The sequence below is a fragment of the Enterobacter cloacae complex sp. P15RS genome (assembly GCF_014895905.1).
GTDB classification, from domain to species: domain Bacteria; phylum Pseudomonadota; class Gammaproteobacteria; order Enterobacterales; family Enterobacteriaceae; genus Enterobacter; species Enterobacter quasihormaechei.
This window is the reverse complement of sequence record NZ_JADBQL010000004.1, coordinates 132285-157470: the sequence shown is the minus strand read 5'-3', so window position 1 is coordinate 157470 and position 25186 is coordinate 132285. Positions and strand designations below refer to the sequence as shown.

General features: G+C 55.2%; 23 protein-coding genes, 1 other RNA gene and 2 pseudogenes. 8 read left to right on the top strand and 18 right to left on the bottom strand.

The features are described 5' to 3' along the window. Window positions 1–38 precede the first annotated feature (38 nt). Window positions 39–650 (bottom strand): YitT family protein, encoded by a 612-nt coding sequence (locus IM267_RS02840; protein ID WP_193032658.1) that lies wholly within the window; start codon window positions 648–650, stop codon window positions 39–41. An 84-nt stretch (window positions 651–734) separates the two neighbouring features. Here IM267_RS02840 and IM267_RS02835 point away from each other — a divergent pair, with 84 nt between their 5' ends. Then, the gene (locus tag IM267_RS02835; protein WP_112791907.1) at window positions 735–2156 is read left to right on the top strand and encodes a PLP-dependent aminotransferase family protein; all 1422 of its coding nucleotides are present in this window, start codon (window positions 735–737) and stop codon (window positions 2154–2156) included. Window positions 2157–2226: 70 nt separating this feature from the next. Here the strand turns inward: IM267_RS02835 and IM267_RS02830 are convergent, their stop codons facing one another. Then, window positions 2227–2442 carry a hypothetical protein gene (locus tag IM267_RS02830; protein ID WP_015571263.1) on the bottom strand — a complete coding sequence of 72 codons (216 nt, stop codon included), beginning with the start codon at window positions 2440–2442 and terminating at the stop codon, window positions 2227–2229. Further along, window positions 2439–2690 (bottom strand): hypothetical protein, encoded by a 252-nt coding sequence (locus IM267_RS02825; protein WP_063451676.1) that lies wholly within the window; start codon window positions 2688–2690, stop codon window positions 2439–2441. Before IM267_RS02825 ends, IM267_RS02830 begins: the two co-directional genes overlap by 4 nt. 412 nt (window positions 2691–3102) lie before the next feature. Here IM267_RS02825 and IM267_RS02820 point away from each other — a divergent pair, with 412 nt between their 5' ends. Then, window positions 3103–5592: a BsuBI/PstI family type II restriction endonuclease gene (locus tag IM267_RS02820; protein WP_226847842.1), complete on the top strand. Its 2490-nt coding sequence runs from the start codon at window positions 3103–3105 to the stop codon at window positions 5590–5592. Window positions 5593–5706: 114 nt separating this feature from the next. Here IM267_RS02820 and ffs read toward each other — a convergent pair. Next, window positions 5707–5803: signal recognition particle sRNA small type (gene ffs / locus IM267_RS02815), an RNA gene on the bottom strand. 170 nt (window positions 5804–5973) lie between these two features. Between ffs and IM267_RS02810 the strand changes: the two genes are divergently transcribed. Next, window positions 5974–6285 (top strand): MGMT family protein, encoded by a 312-nt coding sequence (locus IM267_RS02810; RefSeq protein WP_193032656.1) that lies wholly within the window; start codon window positions 5974–5976, stop codon window positions 6283–6285. A gap of 37 nt (window positions 6286–6322) precedes the next feature. Here the strand turns inward: IM267_RS02810 and IM267_RS02805 are convergent, their stop codons facing one another. Next, window positions 6323–6850, bottom strand: a complete 528-nt coding sequence (locus IM267_RS02805) for a YbaY family lipoprotein (protein WP_193032654.1) — start codon at window positions 6848–6850, stop codon at window positions 6323–6325. A gap of 203 nt (window positions 6851–7053) precedes the next feature. On the opposite strand from IM267_RS02805, the gene tesB reads away from it, so the two are divergent. Beyond that, a complete protein-coding gene (gene tesB / locus IM267_RS02800; protein ID WP_063451680.1) occupies window positions 7054–7914 on the top strand; it encodes an acyl-CoA thioesterase II in 861 nt (286 codons plus the stop codon). Window positions 7915–8008: 94 nt separating this feature from the next. Here tesB and amtB read toward each other — a convergent pair whose 3' ends face one another. The 5 genes from amtB to IM267_RS02775 all read right to left on the bottom strand — a co-directional run bounded on the left by amtB (window position 8009) and on the right by IM267_RS02775 (window position 13899). Then, window positions 8009–9295 (bottom strand): ammonium transporter AmtB, encoded by a 1287-nt coding sequence (gene amtB, locus IM267_RS02795; protein ID WP_193032652.1) that lies wholly within the window; start codon window positions 9293–9295, stop codon window positions 8009–8011. 35 nt (window positions 9296–9330) lie between these two features. After that, the gene (glnK, locus tag IM267_RS02790; protein WP_006809867.1) at window positions 9331–9669 is read right to left on the bottom strand and encodes a P-II family nitrogen regulator; all 339 of its coding nucleotides are present in this window, start codon (window positions 9667–9669) and stop codon (window positions 9331–9333) included. A gap of 212 nt (window positions 9670–9881) precedes the next feature. Further along, complete coding sequence (locus IM267_RS02785) at window positions 9882–11663, bottom strand: SmdB family multidrug efflux ABC transporter permease/ATP-binding protein (protein ID WP_193032651.1); 1782 nt, start codon at window positions 11661–11663, stop codon at window positions 9882–9884. After that, window positions 11656–13410 carry a SmdA family multidrug ABC transporter permease/ATP-binding protein gene (locus tag IM267_RS02780; RefSeq protein WP_107534808.1) on the bottom strand — a complete coding sequence of 585 codons (1755 nt, stop codon included), beginning with the start codon at window positions 13408–13410 and terminating at the stop codon, window positions 11656–11658. Before IM267_RS02780 ends, IM267_RS02785 begins: the two co-directional genes overlap by 8 nt. A gap of 30 nt (window positions 13411–13440) precedes the next feature. Then, window positions 13441–13899, bottom strand: a complete 459-nt coding sequence (locus IM267_RS02775; protein ID WP_022647254.1) for an Lrp/AsnC family transcriptional regulator — start codon at window positions 13897–13899, stop codon at window positions 13441–13443. A 115-nt stretch (window positions 13900–14014) separates the two neighbouring features. Between IM267_RS02775 and IM267_RS02770 the strand changes: the two genes are divergently transcribed. Continuing rightward, on the top strand, window positions 14015–15061 hold the full coding sequence (locus IM267_RS02770) for a PLP-dependent cysteine synthase family protein (protein ID WP_063869047.1): 1047 nt from the start codon (window positions 14015–14017) through the stop codon (window positions 15059–15061). 41 nt (window positions 15062–15102) lie between these two features. Here the strand turns inward: IM267_RS02770 and cof are convergent, their stop codons facing one another. Then, complete coding sequence (cof, locus tag IM267_RS02765) at window positions 15103–15921, bottom strand: HMP-PP phosphatase (protein WP_063451685.1); 819 nt, start codon at window positions 15919–15921, stop codon at window positions 15103–15105. Between the two features lie 101 nt (window positions 15922–16022). Here cof and IM267_RS02760 point away from each other — a divergent pair, with 101 nt between their 5' ends. Continuing rightward, window positions 16023–17723: an SgrR family transcriptional regulator gene (locus tag IM267_RS02760; RefSeq protein WP_193032650.1), complete on the top strand. Its 1701-nt coding sequence runs from the start codon at window positions 16023–16025 to the stop codon at window positions 17721–17723. 66 nt (window positions 17724–17789) lie between these two features. Further along, a complete protein-coding gene (queC, locus tag IM267_RS02755; protein WP_193032649.1) occupies window positions 17790–18485 on the top strand; it encodes a 7-cyano-7-deazaguanine synthase QueC in 696 nt (231 codons plus the stop codon). 2 nt (window positions 18486–18487) lie between these two features. Here the strand turns inward: queC and IM267_RS02750 are convergent, their stop codons facing one another. The 4 genes from IM267_RS02750 to IM267_RS02735 form a co-directional block, all read right to left on the bottom strand. After that, the gene (locus IM267_RS02750) at window positions 18488–18817 is read right to left on the bottom strand and encodes a DNA-binding protein (protein ID WP_131636079.1); all 330 of its coding nucleotides are present in this window, start codon (window positions 18815–18817) and stop codon (window positions 18488–18490) included. Next, window positions 18804–19157, bottom strand: a complete 354-nt coding sequence (locus IM267_RS02745; RefSeq protein ID WP_193032648.1) for a type II toxin-antitoxin system RelE/ParE family toxin — start codon at window positions 19155–19157, stop codon at window positions 18804–18806. Before IM267_RS02745 ends, IM267_RS02750 begins: the two co-directional genes overlap by 14 nt. Before the next feature lie 47 nt (window positions 19158–19204). Beyond that, on the bottom strand, window positions 19205–19603 hold the full coding sequence (locus IM267_RS02740) for a YbgC/FadM family acyl-CoA thioesterase (protein WP_193032647.1): 399 nt from the start codon (window positions 19601–19603) through the stop codon (window positions 19205–19207). A gap of 97 nt (window positions 19604–19700) precedes the next feature. Further along, the gene (locus IM267_RS02735; protein ID WP_193032646.1) at window positions 19701–20081 is read right to left on the bottom strand and encodes a helix-hairpin-helix domain-containing protein; all 381 of its coding nucleotides are present in this window, start codon (window positions 20079–20081) and stop codon (window positions 19701–19703) included. 70 nt (window positions 20082–20151) lie between these two features. Between IM267_RS02735 and IM267_RS21510 the strand changes: the two are divergent. Continuing rightward, a pseudogene (locus IM267_RS21510) lies at window positions 20152–20343 on the top strand (hypothetical protein); the annotation flags it as partial. Here the strand turns inward: IM267_RS21510 and ppiD are convergent. The 3 genes and pseudogenes from ppiD to lon form a co-directional block, all read right to left on the bottom strand. Next, window positions 20299–22098, bottom strand: a pseudogene (gene ppiD / locus IM267_RS02730) (peptidylprolyl isomerase); the annotation flags it as partial. The pseudogenes IM267_RS21510 and ppiD overlap by 45 nt on opposite strands. Window positions 22099–22313: 215 nt before the next feature. Beyond that, entirely contained in the window at window positions 22314–22586 is a 273-nt protein-coding gene (gene hupB / locus IM267_RS02725) for a nucleoid-associated protein HU-beta (protein WP_002444653.1), read from the bottom strand. Between the two features lie 210 nt (window positions 22587–22796). Next, a complete protein-coding gene (gene lon / locus IM267_RS02720; protein ID WP_063451692.1) occupies window positions 22797–25151 on the bottom strand; it encodes an endopeptidase La in 2355 nt (784 codons plus the stop codon). Between the last annotated feature and the right edge of the window lie 35 nt (window positions 25152–25186).

Below are 25186 nucleotides of genomic sequence, written 5' to 3'. Positions count from 1 at the left end.
ACAGTTGCGTCATTATAGCCTGTGAGCGCTTCGCAAAATTAGACAATCCGCTCCGGCTGCGGTGCTTTCTGAACGCGCGGCCGGTGGCGAAACCACGGCAAACAGAGCTGGATCAGCGGGCCGATCGTTAACGCATACAGCACGGTTCCAACGCCAAACGCTCCCCCGAGGAGGTAGCCGATGATTAACACGCTCACCTCGATCGCGGTACGCACGCTGCGAATCGACCAGCCCAGCCGGGCATGTATACCGGTCATCAGGCCGTCACGCGGGCCAGCACCAAAACCCGCCCCGATATACATCCCGGTGGCAAGGGCGTTAACCACAATGCCTGAAACCAGCAGGATAATGCGCACGGGCAGCGAAGTGAGTTCCGGGATCAGCGCCAATGACGCATCAGCCGCCAGGCCGATACAAATCACGTTACTGACCGTACCCAGCCCCGGAAGCTGGCGCAGCGGGATCCACAGCAGCAGCACCGCTGCTCCGGTTAAAATAATCACCGTGCCGATGCTCATCCCGGTCTGGATGGCGACGCCAAGGTGAAAGACATTCCAGGGGTCTACCCCCAGATCCGAACGAATAAACATCGCGGTTGAAAGCCCGTACAGGCCTAAACCGACATAAAGTTGTACCAGACGACGTACCATTTTCTCTTCTCCGAAGAACCCGGTTCCATCTTCGGTGAAAATGGCACTATGATTAATGTCCAGTTTTCAAATAGTGGACTGCTCATGTCATCACGTCGTTTTGGTAGCCAGTCTCTGGTTCGCCTGTTAGGGCACTGGCAGCAAGCCTCTTCCCGCACCCCGCTGTGGCGCCAGCTGGCTGACGCGCTACGCCTGTTGATTCTGGATGGCAGGCTGGCGCTAAACACTCGCCTGCCCGGAGAGCGGGAGCTGGCCGCCGCACTGGACGTCAGCCGCACCACCATCAGCAGCGCGCTGGCACATCTACGGGAAGAGGGTTATCTGGAGAGCCGTCAGGGCAGCGGTTCGCGCGCGATCCTGCCCGACAGCCGCGCGGTGCCCACCCTTTCCACTGCCAGCGCGGCGCTTGATCTCTCTACCGCCGCGCTCAACGCGGGGCCCGAGATCCACCAGGCTTACGCCCACGCACTGACAGCCCTCACGCCGAACCTGGCGCTAACCGGGTACGATCAGCTCGGGCTCCCGGCGCTGCGTGAAGCCATTGCCGCCCGCTACACCGCACGGGGTTTGCCGACCCGGGCAGACGAAGTGATGGTGGTGAATGGCGCCGTCAGCGGCTTCGCCCTGATCTTAAGAATGATGACCGGTCCCGGGGATCGCGTGGTGGTGGATCATCCTACCTACCCACTGGCGATCGCCGCCATTCAGGGGGCACTATGCCGGCCCGTGGGCGTCTCGCTGCCTGAAACGGGCTGGGATACCGACGGTTTTGCCGCAACGCTTGCCCAGACCGCCCCGCGTCTGGCCTATCTGATGCCGGATTTCCATAATCCGACGGGGCGCTGTATGGATGCCGCAACGCGCCAGACCATAACCCACATTGCCGCGCAAACCCGCACCACGCTGGTCGTGGATGAAACCATGGTCGATCTCTGGTTCGATGCTCCCCCACCGCCGCCGCTGGCCGCCTTTAACCCGGAGGCCGCCGTAATAACGCTGGGTTCCGCTGGAAAAAGCTTCTGGGGCGGGCTTCGTCTCGGCTGGATCCGCGCCTCGTCACGCACTATTGCCACGCTCGCGCAGACGCGCGACACGCTGGATTTGGGCTCACCGGTGCTGGAACAGCTAGCCACGCTGTGGCTTATCGAAAACAGTGAAACTTTTCTGCCCGCTCGCCGGAAAATGCTGGCAGAACGGCGCGACCGCTGTGGCCAGATGCTGCGGGAACATTTTCCCGAATGGCGGTTCCAGGAAGCGGAGGGAGGGCTTTCATACTGGATAGAGTTACCCGGCATGCTGGCGACGCAGCTGGCGGCACGCGCCGAGACGACGGGCATCATTATGGGCACCGGCACGCGCTTTGGGCTTTCAGGCGCGTTCGACCGCTACCTGCGCATGCCTTTCTCCCTCAATCCACCAGAACTTGAAGAGGCATTATTGCGGATTAAACCGCTGTGGCTTGCTTTAAACAGAAGTACACCACCAGTAAAACGGAGCCTGGTGTAAATTTTTCGCCAGAAACAATAAAAACTGCTGACTGTAACGCATGCAGTCAGCAGTTTTCATGAAGAACAACTTAATGTTGAGGAGGAATCGGGAAGCCTTTCAGTGAAATAATGAAATTATCCCCTTCTTTCTTTATTTTTGCACCGGTGTCACACCAGTCAGATGCAATTCGAAAGAACTCGTCACTTCCTACATTCCAGCCAAGACGAACATGTTTCACGTAGCCGGAACGTAACAGATTACAGGCCTCGTTGTAGTCGCTGGCCGTCGATAGTTGTTGTTTCATTTTCTCTTCTTCAGAAGTTTACGTAGTGCTTTGATTTCTTTAGGAGTAAATGGAGTTACGCTCTCTTCTTCCGTATGCTGATTATCAATATCCTCTTCCGATACTCCCGCCTCTTCTACCGCTTCAAATGCCAGCAGCAGCAGTTTCTCTGTGGTCACGCTTAAATTCTCATTATTATCTTCCGCATAGTGGCGAAGTCTTTCTTTTAGCGCTTCATCAATTTTAACGTTTAAAACCGCAGTAACCATGATTGTCACATCCTTTCGGAACACGTGTTTAATTTAATACACGAAGATATGTTTGTTATCCAGATATATATTTTTTTGCTTATGACAACAAAAAGACGCCCGATAATAAAATGACAGTCTATTATTACAGGTTTATGACAATATTATTTCAGTTAAATGAAGGATATATTGCACGACAGAATAACGGGCCTGGTAAAGCAGTCGTTGAATAGTTATGGGATAGTTGGCGACCAGCCGTGGTGCAGGGAAGGTTAGCGGTCAGCAAAGCAACCTCCTACAGACCAAAGACTTCCAGATCGCTTCTCTGTTTGTAGTAACATTGCCGGCATGTAAAGCATTCTGACTCTTGATACACTTCCGGGCTACACAGGAGCGGTATGCAATTTGAACTTTTTTGTTACCCAGTGGAAATATGATGCGCTTGTTGGAATTGGCCGATCAGCATAGAAAAGAAGCGAATAAGCTATTAAATCCAAAGACAAAATCTGCATTTGGTCAGTTTATGACCCCGGCTCCGATTTGTCTGTTCATGGCAAGCCTGTTTGACGACATAAAAGGTGACATAACGCTACTTGACCCAGGCTGTGGAGTGGGGTCGCTCTCTGCGGCGTTCATAGAACGGGCGTTGATGGCTGAAGTCGAAAAGATTGAGCTTGACGCCATCGACATTGAAGATGTGATGCTGACGTATCTTAGAAAGACGCTGAGAGCCTGCAATGAGGCTGCAAATGGGAAATTATCCCATAAAATCAGAAAGGTAGATTATATACTCGAGGCAAGTCTTGCGGCCAAAAGTATATCGACCCGTGAAGAGCCGGGGGTTTATAGCCATGTGATCATGAATCCACCCTACAAAAAAATTCTCTCTTCGAGCGCACACCGGGACTCTTTACGCAAAGCTGGCATAGAAACGGTCAACTTATACTCTGGATTTGTTGCCTTAGCTTTGAAACAGCTGAAAATGGGAGGAGAGTTAGTGGCAATTATTCCACGCTCTTTCTGTAATGGTCCGTACTACCAGCCTTTTCGTGAGCAATTACTGTCGGATACGTCCATTAAGCACATCCACATTTTCGACTCCCGTAATGCGGCATTTTCTGAAGATGAAGTGCTTCAGGAAAATATCATCATTCACTGTGTAAAAGGTGTTCCGCAGGGGCAGGTTATCATTACATCCAGCCCAACGTCTGATTTTCATCTGGATGAAGAATCCGGGCAAATCACAGCCACCGATATGACGCAACGCAAGGTGTCGATAGACAAAATAGTTAACCCAGAGGACAAACAAAAGTTCATTCATATCGCCGCCAGCCCCAGAGAACAAGACATAATCGAGAGATTATCCCCTTTTACATCTACTCTGGGCGAGCTTGGCGTTCAGGTTAGTACAGGACCGGTAGTTGACTTTCGTCTTAGAGAAGATCTCAGAGAAAGCATGGATTCTGAATCAGTGCCGCTTCTTTTTCCTCAGCATTTGCATGGGAAAGTTAATTGGCCCCTTGATGGCAAAAAACCTAATGCAATCAGGGTTTCCGATTCATCACGACCCTGGCTATGGAAAAACCATGGTAATTACCTGATTGTAAAAAGATTTAGCAGCAAAGAAGAAAAACGTCGCATTGTAGCAACCTTATATGACTCCTCTTTACCGGGCGAGCTGATCGGTTTCGACAATAAGACTAATGTTTTCCATGTGCAGAAGACGGGTATGGATGCGGATCTTGCCCGCGGGCTTTATGTCTATCTGAACTGCACTTTGCTGGACAAGTATTACCGTCAGTTTGGCGGGCACACTCAGGTAAATGCCTCTGATTTAAGAGCAATTCATTATCCATCACTGGAAGTTCTGCGAAAGATGGGTGGTGAGTTCGGTGATGAAGTGCTCAGTCAGAATCAGATAGACGAAATCATTAACAGGGAGTTGAACCTCATGACCAAAGGAAAAATAGCTGACCCGCTTAAAGCGCAGGAAAAGATTGAGCAGGCGCTTGATGTGTTGCGTCAACTGGGAATGCCTCGTGCGCAAATAAACGAACGTTCCGCTTTAACTTTGCTTGCACTGCTCGATCTTCATCCCAATGGCGATTGGGAGAAAATTGAACGCCCGATGATGGGTGTGACACCGATCATGGATTGGTGTAGAGACGTCTACGGCAAAGAGTATGCCCCAAACACGCGCGAAACCTTCCGGCGACAAACGCTGCATCAGTTTTGTGATGGCGGAATAGCAATATATAACCCGGATAAGCCCGATCGCCCTGTCAACTCCCCTAAGGCTTGCTATCAGATAGCGCCTGAACTGCATACAGTGTTACTCAACTATGGTTCCGCTAAATGGGAAAAAGCGCTTGATGAACACAGGGGCAACGTACCGACCTTAGTTGAGCAGTATGCTATGGCGCGAAAAATGGAAATGGTGCCATTAAAACTGAATGACGGTACAGAATTAGAATTAAGCCCCGGCGCACATAGCCAGCTCATCAAGGATATCATCGTTGAGTTTGGTCCTCGTTTCGCTCCTGAAGCAGAAGTTATTTACATCGGAGATACGGGTGCGAAGGAAGATCATTTTAGAAAAGAGCGGCTTGCGGAACTGGGCGTTATCGTTGATCGAAAAGGTAAACTGCCCGATGTTGTTCTTTATTGGCAAAAACGCAACTGGTTACTGTTAATTGAATCGGTCACTTCGCATGGGCCCGTCGATGGAAAGCGTCACGGTGAGTTAGCAAAATTATTTGCGAATGCTAAACCTGGACTGGTATACGTTACGGCCTTCCCAGACCGGAAGGTGATGTCGAAATATCTTATGGAATTATCCTGGGAAACAGAGGTTTGGGTAGCTGACGCGCCAACGCATATGATCCACCTGAACGGCGATCGGTTCCTTGGACCCCATACTTAAGCTAAAAGCGTCATCTATGATTAGTGGAGCCGGATATAATCGGCTCTGCATCAGAGCGATTGTCGGCAAAGAAATGCGCTATTAAGCCATAGAGTTAGCACAAATGGGTGGGGGCCCTGCCAGCTACATCCCGGCACCCACGTCGTCTGCCCTGGCTGCTTCCTTCCGGACCTGACCTGGTGAACAGAGTAGCGTTGCGGGAGAACCAACAGAGCCCCCATTGAGAGCGTTGATAACCAACGCGCTGGCGCATTATCCCTGTGGAGCACTACAATTGCAAGCCGCTGGCAACCGGATGCTGGATTATTGCGCAAACTGCCCCGGCAATCTGCTTTATCTTCGTTTACCCTACCCCTTCGCTGATTTTCCGCAGGAGAAACAATGGACGAACATGACACTTTCCCACAGCGAGTGTGGCAAATTGTGGCCTCAATTCCGGAAGGTTATGTCACTACCTATGGTGAAGTTGCCCGACTCGCAGGTTCTCCACGCGCGGCGCGTCAGGTTGGCGGTGTGCTAAGAAGACTACCGGAGGGGAGCACGTTACCATGGCATCGGGTCGTCAACCGCCATGGCGCGATCTCTCTCACCGGGCCAGACTTGCAGCGCCAGCGTCAGGCATTACTCTCAGAAGGGGTTCAGGTGTCCGGGTCAGGAAAGATTGATATGCAGAAGTATCGGTGGGAGTACTGACGCCCTCTTCAGGAGGCCTGAAGAGGGCGAAAGAAAATTACAGCTGAGTCGGCGCTGTTGGCAAAGTCGGCTGGTTGGACTGTGGCGCAACGGGCACTGCCGTTTGCTGGACAGGAACCAGGGTCAGGTCGATTTTGGTGCCGCCTTTATTAACCGCTTCCTGCACGGTATCGGTGATAAAGACCAGCTTATCGTTGATCGTTACCGCCGCGCTCAGGAGGATACGCGCGTTAGGCTGCACGTCAGACGGGTTATACGGCAGCACGAAGCTGAACGGCGCCTGTTTACCTTCTGTACGAACCGCGCGCTGGGCCAGCACTTTCGACGGTGCATCCGCCAGAGAGGCATCGGACAGCGTAACCGTGAGTACCGCGTCCGGCGGCAGAGCTACTTTCTGCTTGATCCAGATAGTACCGGATACGTTAGGCTGTCGAATGGCTTGCTGTGAAAGGGTGTTAATCCCGTTTGGGGTTGCCGTTGGCACCGGAACATCGGCACTCTTATCCGCACAGGCGGACAGCGCTACCGCCATTGCAACACCGCTTAACATAGGCACGAGTTTCATTGAAGTCTCCTTATCATCAATGCACCGGCGGGATCGATCCCATCCGATGTCGTTTTATTCACATAACGTAAACAAGTGTGGCACAAATCACGGATTAATGCCTAATTTTGGCCTGGTATTAAGATAATTCCACCCATCGGACCACTCTCGTTTCTGCGTTATACTCTGCGTATCTTTCGCCACGGCGTTTATTGAGGACCACTATGAGTCAGGCACTGAACAATCTGCTGACATTGCTGAACCTGGAAAAAATAGAAGAAGGGCTGTTTCGCGGACAGAGCGAAGATTTAGGCTTACGCCAGGTTTTTGGCGGCCAGGTCGTGGGGCAAGCGCTGTATGCCGCAAAGGAGACCGTCCCGGCAGACCGTCTGGTGCATTCGTTCCACAGTTACTTTTTACGCCCTGGCGACAGCGCTAAACCGATTGTGTACGACGTGGAAGTTCTGCGTGACGGCCAAAGCTTCAGCGCCCGCCGCGTGGCGGCCATCCAGCACGGTAAACCCATCTTCTACATGACCGCCTCGTTCCAGGCGCCAGAGCCGGGGTATGAGCATCAAAAAACGATGCCCCCTGCCCCGTCGCCGGACGATCTGAAATCGGAAACCGACATCGCGCGCGCGCTCGCGCATCTGCTGCCGCCGCAGGTAAAAGAGAAGTTTCTGTGCGATAAGCCACTGGAGATCCGCCCGGTAGAATTTCATAACCCTATGAAGGGTCACGCTTCCGAGCCCACCCGTCAGGTGTGGATCCGCGCCAACGGCAGCGTTCCGGCAGATTTGCGCGTGCACCAGTATCTGCTCGGGTATGCGTCGGATTTCAATTTCCTGCCGGTTGCGCTACAGCCGCACGGCGTGGGATTCCTGGAAAAAGGGATGCAGGTTGCCACGATTGACCACTCTATGTGGTTCCACCGTCCGTTCGATATGAACCAATGGCTGCTTTACAGCGTGGAGAGTACCTCTGCGTCCAGCGCGCGCGGCTTTGTACGCGGGGAGTTTTATACCCAGGATGGCGTGCTGGTGGCCTCGACGGTCCAGGAAGGGGTCATGCGTAACAGAGGATGATGTAAAAAGCCCGGTGGCGCTACGCATACCGGGCCTGAGGATCCTGTCTTTGCGGGCCGGGTAGACGAAGCCGCCACCCGGCAAAGCACGCAAATCATGCGTTATAAGCATTCTCGCCGTGGCTGTTGACGTCCAGACCTTCGCGCTCCTGCTCTTCCGGCACGCGCAGCCCGACGGTCATATCGGCCAGCTTGTAGCCGATAAAGGCCACCACGCCCGACCAGACAACGGTAATAGCAATGCTTTCCAGCTGGACCAGCACCTGGTGCATCATGGTCACGCCTTCCGCGTAACCCACGCCGCCGAGAGACTGCGCCGCGAAGATGCCCGTCATTACGCAGCCGATGATGCCGCACACGCCGTGCACGCCGAACACGTCGCACGGATCGTCAACGCGCAGAATACGTTTCAGCGCGGTAACGCCCCACAGCCCCGCCAGACCGGCGACGATGCCGATCAGCAGCGCGCCGCCCACGCCCACGTAACCGCACGCTGGCGTGATGCCCACCAGGCCGGCAATCGCCCCTGAACAGGCGCCCAGCAGCGAAGGCTTGCCGCGAACAGCCCACTCGCCAAATACCCACGAGAGGATAGCGCCGGCGGTTGCCACTACGGTATTCACGAAGGCCAGCGCGGCGATTTCGTTAGCGGCACTGGCTGAACCGGCGTTGAAGCCGAACCAGCCAAAGTAGAGGATGGCTGTGCCGGTAAAGACCATCGGCAGGTTGTGCGGTTTGAACGCTTCTTTCCCGAAGCCCACGCGTTTACCAATCAGGTATGCGCCGACCAGGCCTGCTACCGCGGCGTTGATGTGCACAACGGTACCGCCCGCAAAGTCCAGTGCGCCATGGGAAGCCAGCAGACCGCCGCCCCAGACCATATGCGCAATCGGGATATAGGAGAGCGTCAGCCAGACCACCACAAAAATCAGTACCGCAGAGAAGCGGATACGCTCAGCCAGCGCGCCCACAATCAGTCCTACGGTGATGCAGGCGAACGAGCCCTGGAACGCGACGTGAATATACTGATAGAAGCTGCCCATCACCGCGGTCAGCTCGATATTTTTCAGCATCACCCAGTTAACGTTGCCGAAGAAGGCGTTACCCTCGCCGAAGGCCAGCGAGTAACCGTAAACCACCCACAGCACGCACACCAGCGCGAACGTGACGGCAACCTGCGTCAGCATGGAGAGCACGTTCTTGCCGCGGATCAGGCCGCCGTAAAACAGCGCGATGCCCGGGATCGTCATGAACAGCACCAGCGCGGTGCAAATCATCATAAACGCGTTATCGGCTTTGTCTGCCACGGCAGGTGCAGCCATTGCCAGGCCCGGCAGCAGTGCCAGCGACCCCAGAGCTGTTTTCATTGTTGTTCTCTTCATTTTCTCGATCCCTATCACTGTGTGCCAGGAGTTACTTACAACGCCGCTTCGTCAGATTCGCCGGTACGGATGCGAATGACGCGCTGTAGTTCAGCAACGAAAATTTTGCCGTCGCCAATTTTGCCGGTGTAGGCCGCTTTGCTGACCACATCAATCACCTCATCAAGCTGATCGTCGGCAATCGCCACGTCAATCTTCACTTTTGGCAGGAAGTTAACGCTGTATTCCGCCCCGCGATAAAGCTCGGCATGACCTTTCTGACGCCCAAAGCCTTTCACTTCGGTGACGGTCAGCCCCTGAATACCCATGGAAGACAGCGCTTCACGCACGTCTTCGAGTTTGAATGGTTTGATTACCACCGTAACCAGCTTCATAAATCCCCTCCAGTCAGAATTCGGTAATGGCCGCAGCTAACACGAAAGGGACATTGCAAAGGGTGTGCCAGAAGTGAAATGTGAGAAGGAAAGCGGCGCGGCGCGCATGCTCAGAGAACGGGTGAAAAAAAAACGCACCATGACGGTGCAGGGTGCGTTTCTGTTTTGCACCAACAGGTATGTCTGTTAGCATATTGCCTTGGAATGGTGCATCAGGCGCTGAGTGACTCATCCTCGCGTACGCTGGCGGCCAGCTCGTCGCCTGCCAGCTGCAACTGATACATCTGCCAGTAGCGCCCTTTTGCCTCAAGCAACTCCCTGTGCGTTCCCCGTTCAACGGCCTGACCACGGTGCAGCACCAGAATGGTATCGGCATCGACGATGGTTGAGAGGCGGTGGGCGATCACCACAAGCGTGGTGCGATCCCGCACGGCAGCCAGCGCCTGCTGGATCGCCTGTTCGGTACCGGAGTCGATGCTGGCGGTCGCTTCATCCAGAATCAGCACCTGCGGCGTCTCAATCAGCACGCGCGCCAGCGCCAGCAGTTGCTTTTGCCCGACGGAGAGGTTGTTGCCCTGCTCGCCCAGCCGGGTATAGATCCCCTCGCTTAACCCGCGCGCCAGATCCGCCAGCTGTACCGTCTCCAGCACCTCCCAGACCTGCTCAGGTGTGAACGGTCGCCCCAGCGTCACGTTGGCATAAAAGGTATCGGCCAGCACCACCGGATCCTGCTGCACCATCGCGACGCCCTTGCGCAACGCGTTGTGGCTAAGCGCGGCAAGAGGCCGTCCGTCCAGACGGATCTCCCCCTGCGTCAACGGATAGTAGCCCATCAGCAAACTGGCGAGCGTGCTTTTGCCGCTGCCGGTATGCCCAACCAGGGCGACAAAACCGCGCGACGGCACATCCAGGTTGATATCCTGCAAGACAAGCTGGTCGTCGCGGTAGGCAAACGAGACATGATAGAACGCGATAGATCCACTTTCCAGCGGGCGGTCGTCATCGCCATAGGTTTGACGCGGCCTGTCCATCAGCTCGAACACACGCTCGCCCGCGACCACCGCCTGTTGCAGCATCGACTGCTGCGTGGTGAGTTCAATCAGCGGCTCGTTGAGGCGTCCGAGGTAGCTGATAAACGCGTACAGCACCCCCACCTCAATGGTTCCGCGCGTCGTCAGGCCAAACAGCATCAACAGCCCGCACAGCACCAGCGCAGAGAAGAGGCTCAGCAGCGGGCGTAACAGGAAACCGTCCAGACGTAACGTCTGCATCCGCGCCATATAGTGCGAGCGGCTGGCTTCCCCCATTCGCTCGCCAAAACGCGCCTGCTGGCGAAACTGCTGGATAACGCTCATGCCGTTGATCACTTCGTTGAAGCCATCATTGATATCCGCAAGGTAAGCGCGCACGCGGCGAACAATCGGCGTGCTGTAGCGCTGGTAAATCACCATCACAATCAGCACCGCCGGGAAAATGGTGATTGCCACCAGCGCCATCCGCCAGTCCAGGCTGAACATCGCCACCAGCATCGCGCCAATCAGCGCGGCACTGCGCAGTACCGTTGCGACAACGGTGACGTACAGGTCGCGGATCACTTCGGTGTCGTTAGTGACGCGCGAAATGACCTGTCCGACCGGCTGGGTATCAAACTCGCTCAGCGGCTGGCGCAGCGCGGCATCCATCACATCCGTGCGTAGCTGCTGAACCACGCCCACGGCGGCCCGGTTAAACAGCAGCGACTGGGCATAGTGTAGCCCCGCCGCCGTCAGCTGTAGCCCGACATACGCCACGCCCAGCCCCGCCACCAGCCCCAGCGGCAGATAGCGCTTCGCCACCATGTTATCGATGAAATAGCTGATTAGCAGCGGGCCGGTCACCTCCGCAATCGCGGCGATCCACAGCAACAGCACGGCGATGGAAAGCGGTTTGCGCCACGGTGAGCCATAGGCGAGCAGCCGTTTTAACGTCGGCCACATCTGTCCAAACTTACGCATCGGCGACCTCCTCATCCAGCGCGGCTTCAAGCTGTTGATAGCGGTACATATCCCGATACCAGCCGGTCTGCCCGGCGAGCTGCTCATGCTGACCACGCTGGGCAATATGTCCGTGCTGAAGCACCAGAATTTCACTGGCTTCGGTAAGCGCCGACAGACGGTGCGCGCTGATGATGACCGTACGCCCCTCCCCCCACTGGCGAAGGTTATGCAGAATTTGATGCTCGGTACGCCCATCAACCGCCGACAGCGCATCATCCAGAATCAGGATCTCAGCGTTCAGCAGTAGCGCGCGGGCGATGGAGATACGCTGCTTTTGTCCACCGGAGAGCATCACGCCCCGCTCCCCCACTTCCGTATCGTAGCCCTGCGGCAGGCGCAAAATATCCTCGTGGACGCTGGCCAGGCGCGCTACGTGCTCGATCTCGTCCTGCGTCGCCGTCGGGCACCCGAGCGCGATATTGTTGGCAATGGTGTCTGAAAACAAAAACGGCGTCTGGCTAACGACCGCCAGGCGGCTGCGCCAGTCATCCAGCAGCAGGCGCGGCAGGGGGACGTCGTGGAAACGGATATCGCCTTCGCTCACGTCAAAATGGCGCTGAATGAGTGCCAGGAGGGTACTTTTTCCGGACCCCGTCGGGCCGCAGATGCCCAGCATCTGACCAGGCCGCAGCGTGAAGCTGACGTTTTCAAGCACCGGGTGTTCCGTTTGCGGGTAGATAAAGGCGCGAACGTCAGCCTTCAGGATACCCGGACCTTCCGGTACCGGCTCGCTGCCATCGTTCACCACCGGCACTTCCGCCAGCATGGCGCGGATACGGCTGTAGGCGGCGCTCCCGCGCTCAACGATATTAAACATCCAGGCCAGCGCTAGCATCGGCCAGATCATCAGCCCGAGATACATCGCAAAGCTGGTTAGCTGACCGAGGGTCATCGTGCCTTGCACCACCATCCAGCTGCCGCCGCCAACCGCCAGCAGGTTCGCCATGCCAATCGCAATATAAATTGTCGGATCGAAACGGGCGTCAATCCGCGCCACGCGCATGTTTTTCGCGCCGGTGTCGGCGGCGTCTGCGGCAAACAGCGCGGACTGCCTGTCTTCCAGACCAAACGCTTTGATCATGCGGATGCTGGTCATGCTCTCCTGGGTGCGATCGTTCAGCGACGAGAACGCCGCCTGCGCCAGCTTGAAGCGTTCATGGAGCTGCTCGCCGTAGCGGTTAATCGCCAGCGCCATCAGCGGCATCGGCAGCAGCGCAAGCAGAGTGAGCTCCCAGCTAATTTGCGTAGACATCACAATCAGTACCGCACAGCCCATCACCAGGGAATCCACCAGCGTTAATACCCCTTCGCCAGCGGCAAACACCACGCGATCTACGTCGTTAGTGGCGCGGGCGATGAGATCCCCGGTACGGTGACGCAGATAAAACTCAGGGTGCTGGCGGCTCAGCTGGCGGTAAAAATCTTCGCGCAGCTCCACGGCAAGCTGGTAGGACGCGCCGAACAGCAGCACGCGCCAGACATAGCGCAGCAGGTAAACCACCACGGCCGTCAGCACCAGCGTGCCGACCCACATCATCACCCGTGCGGCGGTGTAATGTTGTTCGGTAACGCCATCCACGACGTATCCCACCACTTTGGGCGGGAGCAGTTGCAGGATGGCAATGATGATAAGCAGGGCCACCGCGCCGAGGTAGCGTTGCCACTCCCGACGAAAGTACCAGCTTAATTGGGCAAATAATCGCACGCGGTATTTTCCTGAAGGTTTTTTATGATGTTATTCAATGGGTAATGCTGTGGTGTATTTAATCTGTTCCATGGCAAAACTGGAGGTGACATCGGACAAGCCCGGTACGCTGTTGACCAGCCGCTTGTAAAAATCATCGTAGCGCTTCATGTCCGCCACCTGAACGCGCATCAGATAGTCGTATTCCCCCGCCATGCGCCAGAAGCCGAGCACCTCGGGCATATCGGAAACCTGCGTGACGAAGCGGCTGTACCATTCACTGCTGTGATGCTGCGTTTTTATCAGGACGAAGGCGGTCAGTCCAAGCCCCAGTTTTTCGGGATCCAGCAGCGCCACGCGTCCCAGCAGAATGCCATCATCTTCCAGCTTCTTGAGGCGCTTCCAGCACGGTGTGGTGGTCAGATTAACGGCATCTGCCAGCGCCTGCAAAGAGAGGGTGCAGTCGCTTTGCAGTAAAGAAAGCAGCTTGCGGTCAATTTTATCTAGCATACCCACCTCGCAGAGAAAATTATTCTCCATACATTCTATTTTAAAGGCCAGATAGCAACAATTTTTTCTGTGCTTTTCGCTATGCTGGGCACAAAATGACAAACGGATAACTACGATGAATAGCACCTGGGTTAAACATGCCATCAGCGAAATAAATGCCGACTATCAGCGCTCGGCAGACACCCACTTAATCCGCCTGCCTCTGCCGGGATTTCCCGGTATTCAGCTCTATCTGAAGGATGAAAGTACCCATCCTACCGGCAGCCTGAAGCATCGCCTGGCGCGTTCACTCTTTTTATACGGTTTATGTAACGGCTGGATTAAAGAAGGCACCACGATTATTGAATCCTCATCCGGCTCTACTGCCGTCTCCGAGGCCTACTTTGCCCGCCTGCTGGGCCTGCCGTTTATCGCCGTGATGCCTTCCTGCACGGCGAAACGCAAAGTCGAACAGATCGAATTTTACGGCGGACGCTGCCACTTTGTGGAAAGCGCCTGCGAAATCTACGCGGCCTCCGAAATGCTGGCCCGCGAACTGAATGGCCACTATATGGACCAGTTCACCTTCGCCGAGCGCGCCACCGACTGGCGCGGCAATAATAATATTGCGGACAGCATTTTCCGCCAGATGACCCACGAGCCGCATCCGGTTCCGTCGTACATTGTGATGAGCGCCGGTACGGGCGGAACCTCCGCCACTATCGGACGCTACATTCGCTGTCAGGGCTACGATACCCAGCTGATGGTGGTCGACCCGCAGAACTCGGTGTTCCTTGATTACTGGCAATCCCGCGATGCCGGCCTGCGTAGCCCCGTGGGTAGCAAAATCGAAGGGATTGGCCGCCCGCGCGTGGAACCGTCGTTCATTCCGGACGTCGTGGATGAGATGCTTCGCGTGCCGGACGCTGCCAGCGTCGCGACGGCGCACTGGCTGGAGACACAGCTTGGCCGTAAGGTCGGGGCCTCAACCGGCACCAATATGTGGGGCGCGCTACAGCTGGCGGCGAGGATGCGTGAAGAAGGCCGTACCGGCTCTGTCGTCACGCTGCTGTGCGACAGCGGAGAGCGCTACCTGGAGACCTATTACAACGCGCAATGGGTACAGGCCAATATTGGCGATGTTGAACCGTGGAAGGCGCAGATCTCTCAGCTGGTGAAATAAAAAAAAGCCAGGCTTAAGCCTGGCTTGCTGGAAGGATCTCGCTATTCGGGGGAATATGGGAGGTTATTTTTGTCCAGCCAATGTGTCAAAAAATGGGACACCGCTTCGTTACGACAGTGTCCGATAACCGGTAAATGAGGGAGCGCGGCGATAAGTTGCGGCATCGCGTTCCCCATGATCAGCCCACGGCCAACGCTGCCCAGCATCTCGTGGTCGTTCATGGCATCGCCAAAGGCCATGCAGTCCTGCATCGTCAGCCCAAGATGGTCGCTCAGCACCGCCAGCGCAGAACCTTTGTTACAGCCCACCGGCAACACTTCAAGACAGTCCACCGCCGAGAAAGTCAAATGCGCCCGGTCGCCCAGCGCCTCGTTAAGCTGAATGCGCAGGCGGCAGAGGTCGTCGTGATCGCCGCAGAAGCAGATCTTGGTCACCTTGTGCGCCGGAATACGGCGCAAATCGATAAGCTGATACTTAAAGCCGCTGTAGACGTGCGCGTGCAGTAAGTCCGGGATCTCACGCCCGGTAAACCAGCCTTCATCGTTAAAAACGTGCACGCTGGCCTGGGTATCCCAGGCGCTGTGCAGGACAATATCGGCCACTTCCGGGTTCAGATCCTGACGGTGCAGCACCTCGCCGTCGACGGAGTGAATGCGCGTCCCGTTGCCGGTGATCAGGAACGCATCGAGGGAAAATGTTCCCAGCAGATGGCGCATCTCAAGGACATGACGACCGGTGGCAAACGTCAGGGTGACTTCACGCTCGTGCAGGCGCTTAAGGGCGTTGAGGGTTTTCTCCCCTAAACGGTGATCCGGCATTAACAGCGTGCCGTCCATATCAAATGCAGCGAGCCGAGCCATGATTACTCCCGAAATGTGATGCGGTTAACTTGTGCATCAGTATTACGTGAGATATACGGAAGTAATAGTGAATAGATGATAATTATTGTTCCGGGTTTTCCATGCGCCAGCTTAACCGTCTTAACCAGTATCAACGTCTGTGGCAACCCTCCGCCGGCGCGCCGCAGCAGGTGACCATCAGTGAACTTGCCAGCCGCTGCTTTTGCAGCGAGCGCCACATTCGCACCCTGCTGCGCCAGGCGCAGGAGGCGGGCTGGCTAAGCTGGCACGCCCGGTCCGGACGAGGAAAGCGAGGGGAGTTACTCTTTCACGTCACCCCAGATTCGTTGCGTAATACGATGATGGAAGAGGCGCTGAAAAGCGGGCAGCAGCATAACGCCCTGGAGCTGGCCCAGCTCGCGCCTGAAGATTTGCGATCGCTGCTGCATCCGTTTCTGGGCGGGCAGTGGCAGAACGATACGCCAACGCTGCGTATCCCCTACTATCGCTCGCTGGAGCCACTTCAGCCGGGGTTTTTACCTGGCCGGGCGGAGCAACATCTTGCGGGACAGGTGTTCTCTGGCTTGACGCGTTTCAACGGTAACAGCAGCGAACCTACGGGCGATCTGGCGCATCACTGGGACGTTTCTGCTGACGGTCTGCGCTGGCATTTCTATATTCGCTCGACCCTGCACTGGCATAACGGCGATAAAATAGAGACGTCGCAGCTCCAGCAAAGCCTGACGGCGCTGTTATCGCAACCCGGCATGGGCACGCTTTTCCGGAGCGTCCTTCGCATCGAAACCACGCATCCACAGTGCCTGACGTTTATTCTGCATCAACCTGACTACTGGCTGGCGCACAGGCTGGCAACCTACTGTAGCCGTCTGGCGCATCCCCGTCTCCCCGGGGTTGGCAGCGGCCCCTTCCGTCTGAGCGTTTTTGAGCCCGAGCTGGTGCGTCTGGAAAGCCACGAGCAGTATCACCTCAGCCATCCGTTGCTTAAGGCTATAGAATATTGGATCACACCGCAGCTTTTTGACTACAGCCTGGGCACCAGCTGCCGCCACCCGGTGCAAATCGCCATTGGTCAGGCCGACGAGCTGGCCAGTCTGCGGCTGGTGAGTAATAGTACCAGCCTGGGCTTCTGCTACCTCACGCTGAAGCAGAGCGCGCGCCTGAGCGAGCTTCAGGCAAAGCGGCTGATTAATATCATTCATCTCTCAACGCTTCTGCACACGCTTCCGCTGAACGAAGGGCTTATCACGCCTACCGGGGAACTGCTTCCCGGCTGGGCGATCCCCCAGTGGCCTGATTTAACCGACGTTGCGCTGCCAGAGGCATTGACGCTGGTCTACCACCTGCCGGTTGAGCTTCACACCATGGCCAGCCAGTTAAAGGCATACCTTGCGCGGCAGGGTTGCGAGTTGACCGTCATCTTTCACGACGCCAAGACGTGGGACGGGTGCCAGCCGCTTGCCGAGGCAGACATGATGATGGGAGACAGACTGATTGGCGAAGCGCCGGCGTACACACTTGAGCAGTGGCTCCGCTGCGATGCACTCTGGCCGCATCTGCTGAGCGCACCGGCATACGCCCATTTACAGGCCACGCTGGATGCGGTGCAGATGCAGGCCGACGATCGTGATCGACACGCAGGGCTTCAGGCCATATTCAGCCGGTTAATGGAAACTGCCGTCCTGACGCCGCTCTTTAACTATCAGTATCAAATCAGCGCCCCTCCGGGCGTCAACGGGATACGCCTTAACACCCGCGGCTGGTTTGACTTCACCGAAGCCTGGCTCCCTCCCCCAAACGCGTGAAGAAGCTGGTCGCCGCTGTAGCCAGGCGTTAACATGACGCTTTTACCGTAACTGTCGAGATGATCTATGAAACGTGCCGTCGTCGTGTTCAGCGGAGGACAAGATTCCACAACCTGCCTGATTCAGGCGCTTCACCAGTATGATGAAGTTCACTGCGTCACTTTTGATTATGGACAGCGTCATCGCGCTGAAATTGATGTCGCTCGTGAACTGGCCCTGAAACTGGGCGCCCGCGCGCATAAAGTGCTGGACGTGACGCTGTTAAATGAACTGGCCGTCAGCAGCCTCACCCGTGACAGTATTCCGGTCCCTGATTACGAGCCGGATGCCAGCGGCATTCCGAATACCTTCGTACCGGGCCGCAACATTCTGTTCCTGACCCTGACGGCAATCTATGCCTACCAGGTAAAAGCCGAAGCGGTAATTACCGGCGTGTGTGAGACCGACTTCTCTGGTTACCCGGACTGCCGGGATGAGTTCGTGAAAGCACTCAATCACGCCGTGGATCTGGGAATGGCAAAAGAGACCCGCTTCGAAACGCCGCTGATGTGGCTGGATAAAGCCGAGACATGGGCGCTGGCCGACTACTGGGGCAAGCTGGATGTGGTTCGCAACGAGACCCTGACCTGCTACAACGGCATTAAAGGAGACGGCTGCGGCCAGTGTGCCGCCTGTAATCTGCGCGCAAACGGGCTGAATCATTATCTTGCGGATAAAGCGGGCGTGATGGCCGAAATGCAGAAAAAGACCGGGCTGAAATAGGGCTACCTGACCGTGCTGTCGAACAGTTTTACGCCGGCAGCACGGGTAATTTTCATCAGAGTAGACAGCGTTGGGTTGCCGTTATCAGACAAGGTTCGGTATAGCTGCTGACGTGACAAACCCGATTTAGCAGAAATTTCTCCGATGCCGCCACGGGCCTCAATGACCTGACGAAGCGCAATGAGATAGGCAGGGATCCCCTGATCTTCATAAATCTCTTCCAGTGCAATCTGAAGATACAGTTGAGCATAGGAAGGGTTCTCTCGAAGCATTTTCACAACGGCATCGTGATGACTGACAGAACTTGAATATTTTCGTTTAGGCGTGCCCATCTGTTTTTCCTTGAGAAAGATGATCTTTCAGATATTCTACCGCCTGCTTAACATCTGCTCTTTGACGCTTCTTGTCGCCACCGATGAGTAACAATAAGACATTCTGATGCTCTACGGCAAAATAGATCCTGTAACCGGGACCACAGTCAATTCGCATCTCCCAAACACCTTCTCTTAGGTATTTGTAATCGCCAAAATTACGTTTTATTGCACGGTTAACGCGCATAAGGATCCGTAAAACGGTCTCCGGATCCTTTCGCCTCGTTTTTGCCAGCCACTCCTCAAACGGTATCTTCCCGTCACGGGTCCGGTAGCGTTCAACAACGTAGTCCCTGTTCATTATTTTATCCCTGAAAAACTTTTTTGTCTTTTATAAAAGACAAAAATTTACGCGATCATCAGCTCCAGCTTTTCGCGCAATTCCCCTTCCAGCGGCAACGCTTTCTGGGTTTTGAGATCGATGCAGACAAAGGTGATCAGCGCGTCTGCCACAACCAGCCCTTCAGGCTCCAGCTTGACGACCTGGCTCAGCACGCCGCTTTTGCCATTCAGCTGCTGTACCTGACTGGTCACGGTAAGCACATCCCCCAGCACGGCCGGACGTCGGTAGTTAATGTTGATGTTGGCGACCACAAACGCGATGTTGTGTGCAGTCAGCCACTGGAAACTTTCGCTGTTCTCCAGGCCGTCCCAGCGCGCCTCTTCAAGAAACTCCAGGTAGCGGGCGTTATTGACGTGCTGGTAAACATCGAGGTGATAACCGCGGACTTTGATTTGTGTTTGCATTGCGCAATAGCCTTTCATTGTTATAGGATCAGAGGTCATAACTGGTATGACCTCTTTATCCTGGCAAATTTTTGCCGCAGTGCAAGTGATTACGCGATTACAACGTCAGGTGTGCGAGATTGCGCTCAACCAGCGCGCTGCCCATCCCCGGGACCTGCTTGAGATCGTCAATGGTTTTAAAGGGGCCATACTCTTCGCGATAGCTGACGATGGCCTGCGCTTTTTTGAGCCCTACGCCATTCATCGCCCGGGCCAGATCTTCCGCAGAGGCAGTATTGATACTGACTCGCGTACCCTCGTCCTCGGCCGCTTTGGTGCTGGCCGTCGCGTTGGCTTTAACATGACCTTGCGACGTCGCATCCGCCTGGTTTTGTACAGCCTGCGCTTTAGCTGCGGGGGTTGCAGCCAGCGCTCCCGCACTCATCCCGGAAGTGGCAATCGCCAGGGTAATTAACAGTGCTTTGATTCCACATTTCATGCTGCTTTCTCCTTGTTTGTTGACAGCCAGGCCACGATAGCCGCACGGGGAAACAGGCACAAACAGCAGATTGCAGAAATGGAAAAGGCCGCGAAAGCGGCCTTTAGTTTTTGCAGAGCGTTACGAAAATCTGCGAGCAGGTACGAAATTATTGCTCCTGGGTAACCACATCACCCAGCTTGATTTTGGCGTCTTTACGCAGGTTGCTCATCATCGCTTCGAAAGCAATCTGCGCATTGTTCTGGGTAATACCCTGAACCATAGCCTTCTTCTGCGCGTCCGGCAGCGTGCCGGCTTTCACTTCATCCAGCGCCAGAAGAACCACATTACCCTGCATATCGGTCGTGGTACCAAAGACAGGTTTGTCCTTCGCCGGCAGGCTCAGACCAAACGCCGCCTGGCTGACAGGATCCTGACCGGTGCGGCTTAGCGTTTTGGCTTCGCCAAAGCTCAGGCCAGCCGCCTTCATCGCATCACTCTTACCGGCTTTCAGATCGGCCAGAATTTTCTCTGCATCCAGTTTTGCCTGCTGTGCCGCTTTGTTATGTTTCACCAGCGCCACCACCTGATCTTTCACTTCCGCCAGCGGTTTCACCGCCTCGGCTTTGTGCTCGCTGACGCGCAGAACAAACGCACGGTCACCGTCGACGGTAATGATGTCTGAGTTGCTGCCCGGCGTACCGTTCTCGCCCACCAGACCCCCATTGAAGATGGCATCAGAAACCGGTTTGAAGTTCAGTTCTTCCGGCAGGTTTTCGTGGCTGAACCAGCCCGTCTCAACCGCTTTCACGCCGGCAGCCTGCTCCGCGCCCGCCAGTGATTCGTTGTCGTTGCTTGCGGCATCGCTCACTTTCTGTTGCAGCGCATAGAAGGCGTCAAGCGCTTTCTCCTGCTTCACTTTCGCAGCGATATCATCCCGCACCTCAGCCAGCGGCTTGGTTTTTGCCGCAGTGATATCGTCAAGGCGCGCCACCAGGAAACCAACGGAGGATTTGATCACGCCAGACAGCTGGCCTTTCTCTTTCAGGCCGGCGTTTTTCAGCTCGTCCGGGGTGGTTGCGTCTTCCAGCCAGCCCATATCCCCGCCGTTTTTAGCAGAAATAATGTCGGTGGATTTTGCTTTCGCCACGGTCGCGAAATCTGCGCCTTTGTTCAGTTCGTCCAGCACGGCTTTAGCTTCTGCTTCCGTTTTGGTCTGGATCACGCTGTAGCGGTTACGCTGCGGCTGGGTGAACTGATCCTGATGCTGATCGTAATAAGACTGTATTTCCGCGTCAGTCGCGTTTTCCTGCATCGCCGCCGCGTCCAGCTTGATATAGCTTACGCGGAACTGTTCAGGAGAGATGAAGTTGTTCTTGTTTTGCTCGTAGTAAGCATTAACTTCAGCGTCGCTGACCTGCTGTTTCGCCGCCAGCGCGTTGACGTCAATCATCGCTTCGCGCACCACGCGTTGCTGCGCCACCAGCGCCGCCAGCTCTTCCGTTTCGCCTTTCAGCATAAAATCGGTGCCCACCACAGCGTTGATCAGCTGTTGCGTGGTCAGCTGGTTACGCAGCGCCTGCGCGTACTGGTCAGCCGTCATACCCATCTGGTTAACAATGCTGTTATAGCGCTCGTTGTCGAACTTCCCGTTAGACTGGAAAGCCTGGGTCGAGAAGATGGCTTTTTTGACCTGCTCATCGCTGATGCCCAGACCCAGGCTTTTCGCGTACTGGTCCAGCAGCGCTTCGTCAATAAGACGGTTCAGCGTCTGCTGACGCAGGTTTTTCATATAGCCTTCGTTGGCTGCGAGTTCAGAGTATTGGTCGCCCAGCTGCTGCTGCATGCGGTTACGTTCACCAGCAAAAGCGTTCTCGAACTGCCCACGGCTAATTTCCTGGCCGTTCACTTTTGCGGCGTAGTTCGCGCCACCGCCGATGAGGTAACTACTCACACCGGTCAATATGAACGACACGATAATGATACCGAAAATAATCTTGAGCACGAGACTGTTAGCAGCCGTGCGTAAGCTGTCCATCATGGTGTAACAACACTCCGCTGTAGGTGACTGGTTACCTGACGCTGACGGAAAATCCTGACCGTCGCGCGTAAAGGCGTATTGTGACAAGAAAACAGGGCAATTGTCAGCCCACAACTCGCATAAACTCGCACAAATCAGGCCTGGACAAACAAAAAAGGCACATCAAACGATGCGCCCTTGTACTTTTCAGCTTCCCTGAAGCGGGAAAGCAATCAGTTTACTGCGTCTTTCAGCGCTTTACCTGCACGGAAACCCGGCACTTTAGCGGCAGCAATGGTGATCTCTTTACCGGTCTGAGGGTTGCGGCCAGTACGGGCAGCGCGCTCTTTAACCGCAAAAGTACCGAAGCCTACCAGTGCAACGTCGTCCCCAGCTTGCAGAGATTCAGTAACAGAAGCAATTAAAGCATCTAAAGCACGTCCAGCTGCAGCTTTAGAAATATCAGCACCCGCAGCAATTTTGTCAATCAGTTGAGATTTATTCACTGTTCTCTTCCTCTCTTTATAATTTATATCGCACCTGAATCCTTCACAGCGCGACCGCGCAGCAGTTATATCAGTCCTGCTATGACCTTACAACACCCGTTGTTGATGGCTTACCCAATCAGCAATCTAAATTAGCTATACAAAAAAAGGCTGGCAAGTACGAAATGACTTACCAGCCTTGTTTTTATTGACGCTCTTTGCGCGAGGTCACTATTTTGCGGTTACAACCTGCATTCCGGACGGTTCATTTTGCAGTGCGAGAGTCAGAACTTCCTCAATGCGTTTCACCGGATGGATCTGCAAATCAGCAATAACGTTGTCCGGAATCTCTTCCAGATCGCGTTTATTCTCGTAAGGGATCAATACGGTTTTGATCCCACCGCGGTGTGCCGCCAGCAGTTTTTCTTTTAACCCGCCGATTGGCAGAACCTGGCCACGCAGGGTGATTTCACCGGTCATGGCCACATCGGCACGAACCGGGTTACCCGTCAGGCAGGAGACCAGCGCCGTACACATGGCAATACCCGCGCTTGGACCGTCTTTCGGCGTCGCCCCTTCCGGAACGTGAACGTGAATGTCGCGTTTTTCGTAGAAATCAGCGTTGATGCCCAATTTCTCCGCGCGTGCGCGCACCACGGTCAGCGCCGCCTGGATGGACTCCTGCATCACTTCACCGAGCGAACCGGTGTAGGTCAGCTTGCCTTTGCCCGGCACGCAGGCGGTTTCGATGGTCAGCAGATCGCCGCCCACTTCCGTCCATGCCAGACCGGTCACCTGACCCACGCGGTTTTCGTTGTCCGCGCGACCATAGTCGAAGCGCTGAACGCCGAGGTAAGCATGCAGATTGTCGCCGTTAATCACGATGTGTTTCAGGCTCTTATCCAGCAGCAGCTGTTTCACCGCCTTACGGCACAGCTTGGAGATCTCACGCTCAAGGCTACGCACGCCCGCTTCACGGGTGTAGTAACGAATGATGCCTACAATGGCGCTGTCCTCAACGGTCAGCTCGTTAGCTTTCAGCGCGTTACGCTCAATCTGCTTCGGCAGCAGGTGCCGCTTAGCAATGTTCAGCTTCTCGTCTTCGGTATAGCCGGACAGACGGATCACTTCCATACGGTCCAGCAGCGGTGCCGGAATGTTCATGGAGTTGGAGGTCGCCACGAACATCACATCGCTCAGATCGTAGTCGACTTCCAGATAGTGATCGCTGAACGCGACGTTTTGCTCTGGATCAAGCACTTCCAGCAGCGCCGACGCCGGATCGCCACGCATGTCCGAAGACATTTTGTCGATCTCATCGAGCAGGAACAGCGGGTTTTTAACGCCCACTTTCGCCATCTTCTGAATCAGCTTGCCCGGCATCGAACCAATATAGGTACGACGGTGGCCGCGGATTTCCGCTTCATCACGCACGCCGCCCAGCGCCATACGGATGTACTTACGTCCTGTCGCTTTGGCGATGGACTGACCCAGAGAGGTTTTACCCACCCCTGGCGGTCCGACCAGGCACAGGATTGGGCCTTTGATTTTGTTCACACGGCTCTGTACCGCGAGGTACTCAAGAATGCGGTCTTTCACGCGTTCCAGGCCGTAGTGGTCGGTATCCAGGATCTCCTGGGCCTGACGCAGGTCTTTTTTGACCTTGCTGCGGGCATTCCACGGAACCTGTACCATCCACTCAATGTAGCCGCGAACAACGGTCGCTTCTGCCGACATCGGAGACATCATTTTCAGCTTCTGCAACTCGGCTTCGGCTTTCTCTTTTGCCTCTTTCGGCATTTTCGCCGCGTCGATCTTACGCTTCAGCGCTTCGTTTTCATCCGGCGCGTCGTCCATCTCGCCGAGCTCTTTCTGAATGGCTTTCATTTGCTCGTTCAGATAGTACTCACGCTGCGATTTTTCCATCTGCTTTTTGACGCGGTTGCGAATGCGCTTCTCAACCTGGAGCAGATCGATTTCAGACTCCATCATCGCCATCAGGTATTCCAGACGTTCGTTAACATCGGACATTTCCAGCACGGACTGTTTGTCAGCCAGCTTCAGCGGCATGTGTGCAGCGATGGTATCCGCCAGACGTGCAGGATCGTCGATGCTGTTCAGCGACGTCAGCACTTCAGGTGGGATTTTCTTGTTCAGCTTGATATAGCCTTCAAACTGGCTGATCGCGGTGCGTACCAGCACTTCCTGCTCACGCTCATCCAGTTCCGGTGAATCAAGGTACTCCGCCTTCGCAGAGAAGTGCTCGCCATCATCTGACAGAGTGGTAATACGCGCACGCTGTAAGCCTTCCACCAGCACCTTCACGGTGCCGTCCGGCAGCTTCAGCATTTGCAAAATAGAGGCCACGGTCCCGACGGTGAAAAGATCGTTTACACCCGGCTCATCCGTTGATGCTTCCTTCTGCGCCACCAGCATGATTTTTTTATCATGATCCATGGCGGCTTCGAGGCAACGGATAGATTTTTCCCGCCCTACAAATAAGGGTATGACCATGTGCGGATAAACCACCACATCGCGCAACGGCAATACGGGGATTTCAATGCGTTCAGAACGCTCAGGATTCATAGAGCTCTCTCTTAGTTTAGTGTCCGCCAGGTAAG

What these genes read in the sequence shown, in the direction of transcription:
- IM267_RS02840 (WP_193032658.1), bottom strand. Translation starts at nt 650, where the DNA reads ATGGTACGTCGTCTGGTACAACTTTATGTCGGTTTAGGCCTGTACGGG.
- IM267_RS02835 (WP_112791907.1), top strand. Translation starts at nt 735, where the DNA reads ATGTCATCACGTCGTTTTGGTAGCCAGTCTCTGGTTCGCCTGTTAGGG.
- IM267_RS02830 (WP_015571263.1), bottom strand. Translation starts at nt 2,442, where the DNA reads ATGAAACAACAACTATCGACGGCCAGCGACTACAACGAGGCCTGTAAT.
- IM267_RS02825 (WP_063451676.1), bottom strand. Translation starts at nt 2,690, where the DNA reads ATGGTTACTGCGGTTTTAAACGTTAAAATTGATGAAGCGCTAAAAGAA.
- IM267_RS02820 (WP_226847842.1), top strand. Translation starts at nt 3,103, where the DNA reads ATGATGCGCTTGTTGGAATTGGCCGATCAGCATAGAAAAGAAGCGAAT.
- IM267_RS02810 (WP_193032656.1), top strand. Translation starts at nt 5,974, where the DNA reads ATGGACGAACATGACACTTTCCCACAGCGAGTGTGGCAAATTGTGGCC.
- IM267_RS02805 (WP_193032654.1), bottom strand. Translation starts at nt 6,850, where the DNA reads ATGAAACTCGTGCCTATGTTAAGCGGTGTTGCAATGGCGGTAGCGCTG.
- tesB (WP_063451680.1), top strand. Translation starts at nt 7,054, where the DNA reads ATGAGTCAGGCACTGAACAATCTGCTGACATTGCTGAACCTGGAAAAA.
- amtB (WP_193032652.1), bottom strand. Translation starts at nt 9,295, where the DNA reads ATGAAGAGAACAACAATGAAAACAGCTCTGGGGTCGCTGGCACTGCTG.
- glnK (WP_006809867.1), bottom strand. Translation starts at nt 9,669, where the DNA reads ATGAAGCTGGTTACGGTGGTAATCAAACCATTCAAACTCGAAGACGTG.
- IM267_RS02785 (WP_193032651.1), bottom strand. Translation starts at nt 11,663, where the DNA reads ATGCGTAAGTTTGGACAGATGTGGCCGACGTTAAAACGGCTGCTCGCC.
- IM267_RS02775 (WP_022647254.1), bottom strand. Translation starts at nt 13,899, where the DNA reads ATGCTAGATAAAATTGACCGCAAGCTGCTTTCTTTACTGCAAAGCGAC.
- IM267_RS02770 (WP_063869047.1), top strand. Translation starts at nt 14,015, where the DNA reads ATGAATAGCACCTGGGTTAAACATGCCATCAGCGAAATAAATGCCGAC.
- cof (WP_063451685.1), bottom strand. Translation starts at nt 15,921, where the DNA reads ATGGCTCGGCTCGCTGCATTTGATATGGACGGCACGCTGTTAATGCCG.
- IM267_RS02760 (WP_193032650.1), top strand. Translation starts at nt 16,023, where the DNA reads ATGCGCCAGCTTAACCGTCTTAACCAGTATCAACGTCTGTGGCAACCC.
- queC (WP_193032649.1), top strand. Translation starts at nt 17,790, where the DNA reads ATGAAACGTGCCGTCGTCGTGTTCAGCGGAGGACAAGATTCCACAACC.
- IM267_RS02750 (WP_131636079.1), bottom strand. Translation starts at nt 18,817, where the DNA reads ATGGGCACGCCTAAACGAAAATATTCAAGTTCTGTCAGTCATCACGAT.
- IM267_RS02745 (WP_193032648.1), bottom strand. Translation starts at nt 19,157, where the DNA reads ATGAACAGGGACTACGTTGTTGAACGCTACCGGACCCGTGACGGGAAG.
- IM267_RS02740 (WP_193032647.1), bottom strand. Translation starts at nt 19,603, where the DNA reads ATGCAAACACAAATCAAAGTCCGCGGTTATCACCTCGATGTTTACCAG.
- IM267_RS02735 (WP_193032646.1), bottom strand. Translation starts at nt 20,081, where the DNA reads ATGAAATGTGGAATCAAAGCACTGTTAATTACCCTGGCGATTGCCACT.
- lon (WP_063451692.1), bottom strand. Translation starts at nt 25,151, where the DNA reads ATGAATCCTGAGCGTTCTGAACGCATTGAAATCCCCGTATTGCCGTTG.